The sequence below is a fragment of the Mesorhizobium sp. M7D.F.Ca.US.004.01.2.1 genome (assembly GCF_003997785.1).
Taxonomy (GTDB): domain Bacteria; phylum Pseudomonadota; class Alphaproteobacteria; order Rhizobiales; family Rhizobiaceae; genus Mesorhizobium; species Mesorhizobium loti.
Genome location: NZ_RZRQ01000273.1, coordinates 1 through 7,804, shown reverse-complemented (window position 1 = coordinate 7,804; position 7,804 = coordinate 1). Strand labels below are relative to the sequence as shown.

Here is a 7,804-nt window from a genome sequence, read left to right as displayed (position 1 = left end):
AGCCGGCCTTCGGATCATTGGCACCCAATGATCCCGGCATCGTCGGCATTCATTGGCAGCAGCCACAGGCGGAGCCGCTAACCAGCCGCAAAGTTCCGGGCGAACTGCTCTTCCTCGAACAGGCGCGGTATGGTTTCGCCGTTCTCGACGATCCGAACGGCCCATTGGCCATCGATAGGCTGGATGGAAACGCCTGTTGGCCGAGGCGCATCGTCGGCGTTCATGGCTGCTTTTTCGATCTGCGGGCAACCGCTTCCATAAAGGAGCGTGCGGCAGCGTCACAAGCCGTTCTGGACGGTCCGTTTGCGAACAGCACGACCTCCGCGGCCTTCTCCGACATGCCATGTTTCCTGGCAAAGACCGCCGTGTCGTAAGGCTCGTTTTCAGTCCCCGGTGTCGAGGACGTGACCCTGACCTTGGTCATTGCCGCGGCCGCCTGAAACTGTCGAGCAATTCGGCTTCATTGCTGTAGCCATTCTCGAAAAGCGAGAACACCGTGGCTGCGAGCCGCTGCACGTCCGGCTCGCTCGACTTCGGGTCAAGTTTGCGTTCGGAGCAGACCCGATCAAAGACGCGTTGGCACAGTTGCAAATCGGAAGGATGGAAGCCGGGATTGCGCTTGTTAAGGCTCGACATGAGAAGCCCCTTTCGGAGCAGCGACCCATTTGCCTGACGCTGTCGATCAAAAATGAAATCGCGCGCAGCGAGAGTCAATATCAGCGTCATCACCGTAAAAACCGTACAATTCTCCCACTGAAATTCGGCATGCTTTCAAGCCGTTCGCAGGGCAGGCGCGACATGGCGCCTGATCGTTAGCCGGCGGATTTTATCGACCATCACCCGATCCGGCGTCTCTCAGCAAAATGTCGGTTTTGTACCAAGAAGGGCTTGGTACGTTTCCGACACTAACGTTGAAGTCGATCTTTTCGTATGCGAACGGCAGTGGGGGACGCTGTGCATCGCATTTCATATCGTATTCCTAGGTTTGTTCGTTCAAAGACCCTATGTGTAGGCGATCGTCGGCACGTCGATACGGGCGCGGACGGCTGGGAGATCGGATGGCTCTTGCCCTGCATTGGGCCGCGCCATGACTGATTCCGGCAAGAAATCTCCCGACAAAGATCACCAATATCGAAATCAATTGCTGCGGCGCATGCCCGCGGATGATCTGGCCTTGCTTGAGCCGCATATGCGGCGCTGCGAATTGCCGTTGCGCATGATGCTGGTGACCCCCGGCATCCCGATAGAGGCCGTCTACTTCATCGAACAGGGCATCGGTTCGGTGGTCGCCAGCACGGCGAGCGGCCACGAGGCGGAAGTGGGCTTCATCGGCTTCGAAGGCATGACCGGCTCTTCCCTGGTGATGGGCGACGACCGCGCGCCGCACGCCTGCTATGTCCAACTCGAGGGCGATGCGATCCGCATCGAAGCCGGCGCTTTCAATGCGGCACTGGCGGCAAGCGCGACCTTGCGCATGTTCCTGCTGCGCTTCGTCAATGCGCTGCAGACCCAAGCCGGCTGCACCGCGCTCGTCAACGCGCGGCTGAAGCTCGAGGAGCGGCTGGCGCGCTGGCTGCTCATGTGCGACGACCGGGTGCCCGGCGAACATCTCGCCATCACCCACGAATTCCTGGCCATCATGCTTGGTGTCAGGCGGCCGGGCGTCACCGTCGCCCTCCAGCTGCTCGAAGGCCGTGCGCTGATCCGGGCACGCCGGGGCGAGATCGTCATTCGCGACCGCGTCGGGCTGCTGGAACTCGCCAATGGCAGTTACGGTGAAGCCGAGGCCGAATATGTCAGGCTGATCGGCGAGATCAGCGCGGCCTGATCAGCTGCCGCCTGGCTTGCCCGACGCTTTGCCGGGCGCTGGCGCACCGCCTTCAAATGCATCCCGGCCAATCGGCAGCCCGGCAGGCTCCAGGCTTGCAAGCTTGCATTTCGTCTGTTCGGCCGCCGCTCCGACAAGGCAATCGATGGCGAACATGGCACCGGCATGGTCGCTCGCCGCGACCGCTTGGCGTATCTTGCTCAATTGCGCCTGCGTATAGTCCAGAAGCTCGACCAGGTCGGTATGATCCAAACCGCCCTCCATCATACGAGGTCAAGTGGCCGATCTGAGGTCGCTCTTGCTACCGAAATACGCCCATTTGCATGGCTTGCATAGATAAACTGTCAAAAACGTACAGTTTCGCGCCGAACCGACTGCACTATTGGCCAAAGGTCCTCCTTTGCGCCGCGATTACGGCGTGCGATGGTATATAAGCTATCGCTTGAATAAATGGTTCGTACGTCTGTCGCGGGGAAGATGTCGTGCCAATTCGCGAGAATCTCGCCGCCAACCTCAGGCGGCTGATCCAGCGCCACGCTTCGGTGAGCGCGGTGTGCCGCGAGCTTGGCGTCAACCGCACCCAGTTCGAACGCTACCTGCAAGGCAAGGCCATTCCCAACAAGGCCACCGCCAGGCTGATCTGCGATTACTTCAAGATCGACGAGAATGAGCTGTATCGCGAGCCCGCAGCCGGAGCAGGGGCTGACGACGGCCACGCATCGCTGCGCCAGACACTGTATGAGAACATGGTGCGTCCCCCCTCGCCCGCCATCGCCGGCGGCACCTATTTCACCTATTTTTCGGTCCCCGGCCACCCCGACCTTCTGATGCGCTCGGTCACCTTCGTGCGGCGCGAGGCCGAGCTGGTCACCTTCAGGCGGGTGACGCGGTGGGCCCCGGGCGATGGTCAGGGCGGCGCGAGAGTGCCCGGCAACCATTACGGCGTGGCGATCTCGCGCCTGAACTGGATCTATTTCAGCGGCATCAACCGCCGCCAGACCGCCGAACCTTCGATCATGACCGTGCAGTGGGCCCCCATCTCGGAGCCGGTGCTGGTCGGCAGCGCCTTCGTCCTGACCGGATCGGGGCCAGCCTGCGTGTCTGTCATCATGCGCCAGGACGTCACCAGGATCAGCATGAGACGAGCGCTGCAGATGGCGCATGTCGTCAGCCTCGACGACCCCGGTGTCGATCAGCTGGTGGTCAGTCTCGCGCGTGAGGCCTGATACACCAGCCGCGCCGGCGTTCGCAGTCAGCCAAGGCGAAGCGTGTTGCGTGCGATCTGCCAGGCGGATTCAACGTGCCGCCGGGCCGCTGCTTCCGCCTCGTCCGGCTTGCGCGACCGGATGGCATCCATGATTTCGCTCATTTCGGCGATCGCCGGCTCGCGGCGGTTCTCCGACGCGATGGTCATCGAGCGCAATTGGTTGATGCGCACATTCAGCCCCGTCACGATTTCCCAGGCAATCTGCTTGTCAGCCGCCCCGAACAGCGTTTCGTAGAACTTGGTCGTCGCCCGCATCACCTCGACCGGCGCGCCTGACGCCCAGGCGTCGAGCAGGTTCGTCAAGGCCGCATCGAGCGAGGCGATCTGCGCGTCGGTGGCCGACAAGGCGCAAGTCCGCGCCGCGATCCCCTCCAGCAGCGCCCGCAGTTCGTAGATTTCATCGGTGCGGCCGAGATCCGGCTTGGCGACGGCAGGTCCATGGCCCGGTATCATCTGCACCAGGCCTTCCGCCTCCAATTGCCGCAGAACCTCGCGCACCACGGAACGGCTCACGCCAAGCTGATCGCAAAGCGGCCGCTCGACCAGCCTTTCACCAGGCTGGAAGTGGAAGCCCATGATCGCATCGCGCATGCGTTCCAGCGCCAGCGTCCGCAACGTCTTGGTAGAGCGGTCGATCCGCAGCGTAACGTCTGACATTTTTTCTCCGCCTTCGCTTGCGCCGCCACAAAACAGATTCCGCAGCCGATTGACAAGGTCCTTGGCGCTCCATAGTATGGTATACCATAAGACGATACAGGGATGACGGCGCTGCACCGCGCCATCGCGGCCAAGGACTGCTGATGAAACCGGCCATTCGAAAGACCGTCACCTACATCGAGAACACGCTTATCGAGGGCGGCAAGGCCGCACCCAGGCCGTTGCGCCTGATTGGCGTGGCCGCTGTGCTGACGAACCCCTGGGCGGGCCGCGGTTTCACCGAAGACCTGTCGCCGGAGATCCGCGCCATCGCTCCCGTCCTCGGCGAACTGCTGACGCGCGAGATCATCGCCGTCGCCGGTTCGGGCGAGGCGATCGAAGGCTACGGCAAGGCCGCCATCTGCGGCACGGCGGGCGAGATTGAGCATGCGTCGGCGCTGATCCATACGCTGCATTTCGGCAATCACTATCGTCGAGCGGTGGGCGCCAAGACCTATCTCGCCTTCACCAATCTGCGCGGCGGGCCGAATACGCCGATCATGATCCCGCTGATGGACAAGAACGACGAGGGCCGCCGCTCGCACTATCTGACCGTGCATTTCCAGATCGGCGACGCCCCCGCCCCCGACGAACTGGTGGTGGCGCTTGGCGCTTCGATCGGCGGCCGCCCGCATCACCGTATCGGCGACCGCTATCAGGACCTCAAGGAGGTGGGAGACCTGCATGGCTGATGTCGCCGCCCCCGCATGGGTTCGCAACACGGCGCCGGACGGCACCGGCTTCATCCGCGCCGGCTCCGGCACGCCGGTTCTGCTCATTCACGGCGTCGGCATGAACGCAACGATCTGGCAGGATCAGATCGCGTCGATGCAAGACCGCCACGACCTCATCGCCATCGACATGCTCGGCCACGGCACCTCACCTTTGCCGCCGGAACATGCCGCCCTTTCGGATTTCGCCGATCAGGCGCTGCGTCTGCTTGACCATCTCGGTCTCGCCTCGGTGTCGATCGTCGGCCATTCGATGGGTGCGCTGGTCGCTCTGGAAATCGCCCTTCGCGCGCCTTCGCGCGTCCGCTCCATCGTCTGCCTCAACGCGGTGTTCCGCCGACCCGAGGCCCTGGCGCAGGCCGTGCGCCAGCGAGCGGCGGCGCTCGGCACGCGTGGCGATCCTTCCGCCATCGCGGCAACGCTTGCCCGCTGGTTCGGCGACCCGCTGCCAGAGAGCCTGGTGGGGGCGGCCGCCACCGCCCGCGCGGCTCTTGAAAGCGTCGACCCGGAGGGCTACGCGCGCACCTATTGCCTTTTTGCCCATGCCGATGCCCAGCATGCCGATGCCCTGGCCGGGCTGGCCGCACCAGCCCTGTTCATGACCGGGTCTGACGACGGCAATTCGACCCCTTCCATGTCGGCGGCGATGGCGAGGCTCGCGCCGCACGGTCAATGCCTGGTGCTCAGCGGAGAAAGGCACATGATGGCAATGGCTTCGCCCGAAAAAGTGACTCGACACATCAGCGCCTTTCTTGACGCCGAAGCCGCGACGCCGCAGGCCGATCCCGCCTTCGACAGCGGCGAATTCCGGCGCGCGCTCGGCTCCTTCCTGACCGGCGTCACCATCGTCACCACGGTCAGTGCGGAAGGCGAGCCGCGCGGCTTCACCGCCAACTCCTTCACCTCGGTCTCGCTCGATCCGCCGCTGGTGCTTGTCTGCATCGCCAAGAAGGCGCTGGGACACAGCGCCTTCTCGACGTCGAAGGGCTTTGCCATCAACATCCTGTCGGAGAGCCAGAAAGCCCAGTCCGGCATCTTTGCCTCCAAGGCCGCCGACAAGTTCGCGAGCGTGGCCTGGCAACCGGGACAGACCGGCAATCCCCTGATCGACGGTTCCGTCGCGGTGTTCGATTGCGCCATGCAGCAGTTGGTCGACGCCGGCGATCACTCGATCCTGATCGGCCGCGTGCGCGATTTCAGCCACAATGGAGCACAGCCGCTCGGCTATTGCCGGGGCACCTATGTGACGCCCGGCCTCAGCCAGGAGGCGCTGGCGGCCGCACCCCCGGACACGGAAGTCGGCGCCATTCTCGAGAATGACGGCCGCGTGCTGTTCTTCGAGACATCCGACGGCTTCCACGAATTGCCGGCCGGACGCGGACTGGGCACGCCGAAAGATCCGCGCAGCCTCAAGGGGCACCTTGCCGCCAAGACTATCGACGCGCAACTCGGCTTCCTGTTCGCCGTCTGGGACGACACAGCCGCTCCGTCGCGCACGCATGTCTATTATCGCGGAACGATCGACGGCCAGTGTTCCGATGATCGACGGATCCGGCTTGTCGACATCGAGCAGATAACCGATCTCAGGATCGCCGACCCTGCGGTGCGCTCGATGCTTGCCCGCTATGTTCGCGAACGCACGGAAGATGCATTCGGCGTCTATGTCGGCAACGAGGTCGAAGGCGAAGTCCGGCCGCTCGCCAAGCCAGTTCTTCTTTCCGGTCGCGGGTGACGCTGATGAAATTCTCGCTGTTCGTCCACATGGAGCGCTCGGATCTGGCCAAGCCGCATTCCGAGCTTGTCGGTGAGCTGGAAGAGCTGGTTGTGCAGGCCGAAGAGGCAGGCTTCGAGACCGCCTGGATCGGCGAGCATCACGGCATGGAATTCACCATCTCGCCGAACCCGTTCATCAACATCGCCTGGCTCGCCGCCAAGACCAGGCGCATCCGGCTGGGCACCGGAACCATCGTCGCGCCGTTCTGGCACCCGATCAAGCTTGCCGGCGAAGCGGCGATGGCCGACGTCATCTCCGGCGGCCGCCTCGACATCGGCATTGCGCGCGGCGCCTACGCTTACGAATACCAGCGGCTTTTTCCCGGCCTCGAGGCCTGGGGAGCCGGCCAGCGGATGCGTGAGATGGTGCCGGCGATCCGCGGCCTGTGGGATGGCGATTTCGAACTCTCCGGCGAGTTCTGGTCGTTCCCCTCGACCACGTCGTCGCCCAAGCCGCTGCAAAAGCCCTATCCGCCGATCTGGGTGGCAGCGCGTGATCCGAACTCGCACGACTTTGCCGTTGCCAGCAAATGCAATGTGCAGGTGACGCCGCTGGCCTCCGGCGACGGCGAAGTGGCCAGCCTGATGGAGCGCTTCAACACCGCCTGTGCTGCCCACCCCGACATAGCGCGGCCGGAAATCATGCTGCTGATGCACACCTTCGTTGCCGAGGACGCGGCCGATGCCGATCGCCTGGTGCAGGATTTGTCGCAATTCTACTGCCAGTTCGGCGCCTGGTTCCAGAACAAGAAGCCGGTGCGCCAGGGCATATTGGAGCCGCTGAGCGAGGCCGAGATCGCGGCCATGCCGCAATATGCGCCGGACAAGATCCGGCAGAACCTCGTCATCGGCGAAGCCGACGAGGTGATCGCCAGGCTGAAGGCCTATGAGGCGCTGGGCTACGACCAGTATTCGATCTGGATCGACAGCGGCCTGTCCCATGAGCGCAAGAAGAAATCGCTGCAGCTCTTCATCGACAGGGTGATGCCGGCTTTTGCCGAACCGAAAGCGGGATCGCGATGAGCACCGCTCAATTCAGGAACTATATCGACGGCAGCTTCGAGGATGCGGCAGCGACCTTCGACAGCATCGACCCGTCGACCGGCACGGCATGGGCCAGGATGCCTGCTGCGTCATCCGATGACGTCGATCGCGCCGTCGAAGCCGCCCACCTTGCGCTGCGCTCCGGCCCATGGGCAGCGATGACGGCAACGGCGCGCGGCAAGCTCCTGGTGCTGCTCGGTGATCTCGTCGTCGCCAATGCCGACCGGCTGGCGGAACTCGAGACGCGCGACACCGGCAAGATCATCCGCGAGACCCGCGCCCAGATCGCCTATGTCGGCGACTACTACCGCTACTATGGCGGGTTGGCCGACAAGAACGAAGGCGCGTTCGTCCCCATCGACAAGGCGGATATGGAAGTGACGATCAGGCCCGAGCTTGACGGCGGACAGGAAGAGCTGCGAATTCCACGGCACGAGCGCGGCGACGACGCCGATCGGCTCGGGC

10 protein-coding genes are annotated in these 7,804 nt (G+C 63.6%); 7 read left to right on the top strand and 3 right to left on the bottom strand.

Annotation, left to right across the window (positions count from 1 at the left end; translation table 11 throughout):
• On the top strand, positions 1–374 hold a 374-nt coding region (locus EN993_RS37435; RefSeq protein WP_206532423.1), incomplete at its 5' end, for a hypothetical protein.
• A gap of 46 nt (positions 375–420) precedes the next feature.
• On the opposite strand, the gene EN993_RS27115 is transcribed toward EN993_RS37435, so the two are convergent.
• Positions 421–729 carry a hypothetical protein gene (locus EN993_RS27115; RefSeq protein WP_164548740.1) on the bottom strand — a complete coding sequence of 103 codons (309 nt, stop codon included), beginning with the start codon at positions 727–729 and terminating at the stop codon, positions 421–423.
• Between the two features lie 424 nt (positions 730–1,153).
• On the opposite strand from EN993_RS27115, the gene EN993_RS27110 reads away from it, so the two are divergent.
• The gene (locus EN993_RS27110; protein WP_245468979.1) at positions 1,154–1,828 is read left to right on the top strand and encodes a Crp/Fnr family transcriptional regulator; all 675 of its coding nucleotides are present in this window, start codon (positions 1,154–1,156) and stop codon (positions 1,826–1,828) included.
• Here EN993_RS27110 and EN993_RS27105 read toward each other — a convergent pair whose 3' ends face one another.
• On the bottom strand, positions 1,829–2,080 hold the full coding sequence (locus EN993_RS27105; protein WP_127265296.1) for a hypothetical protein: 252 nt from the start codon (positions 2,078–2,080) through the stop codon (positions 1,829–1,831).
• 230 nt (positions 2,081–2,310) lie between these two features.
• Between EN993_RS27105 and EN993_RS27100 the strand changes: the two genes are divergently transcribed.
• On the top strand, positions 2,311–3,054 hold the full coding sequence (locus EN993_RS27100) for a helix-turn-helix transcriptional regulator (protein ID WP_127265295.1): 744 nt from the start codon (positions 2,311–2,313) through the stop codon (positions 3,052–3,054).
• Between the two features lie 26 nt (positions 3,055–3,080).
• On the opposite strand, the gene EN993_RS27095 is transcribed toward EN993_RS27100, so the two are convergent.
• Complete coding sequence (locus tag EN993_RS27095; RefSeq protein ID WP_127265294.1) at positions 3,081–3,752, bottom strand: GntR family transcriptional regulator; 672 nt, start codon at positions 3,750–3,752, stop codon at positions 3,081–3,083.
• 143 nt (positions 3,753–3,895) lie between these two features.
• Between EN993_RS27095 and EN993_RS27090 the strand changes: the two genes are divergently transcribed.
• The 4 genes from EN993_RS27090 to EN993_RS27075 all read left to right on the top strand — a co-directional run.
• Positions 3,896–4,483: an amino acid synthesis family protein gene (locus tag EN993_RS27090; RefSeq protein ID WP_126069863.1), complete on the top strand. Its 588-nt coding sequence runs from the start codon at positions 3,896–3,898 to the stop codon at positions 4,481–4,483.
• On the top strand, positions 4,476–6,254 hold the full coding sequence (locus EN993_RS27085) for an alpha/beta fold hydrolase (protein WP_127265293.1): 1,779 nt from the start codon (positions 4,476–4,478) through the stop codon (positions 6,252–6,254). The genes EN993_RS27090 and EN993_RS27085 overlap by 8 nt, the downstream gene beginning before the upstream one ends.
• A gap of 5 nt (positions 6,255–6,259) precedes the next feature.
• Entirely contained in the window at positions 6,260–7,318 is a 1,059-nt protein-coding gene (locus EN993_RS27080; RefSeq protein ID WP_109661374.1) for an LLM class flavin-dependent oxidoreductase, read from the top strand.
• On the top strand, positions 7,315–7,804 hold a 490-nt coding region (locus EN993_RS27075; protein WP_245468978.1), incomplete at its 3' end, for an aldehyde dehydrogenase family protein. The genes EN993_RS27080 and EN993_RS27075, both read left to right, overlap by 4 nt.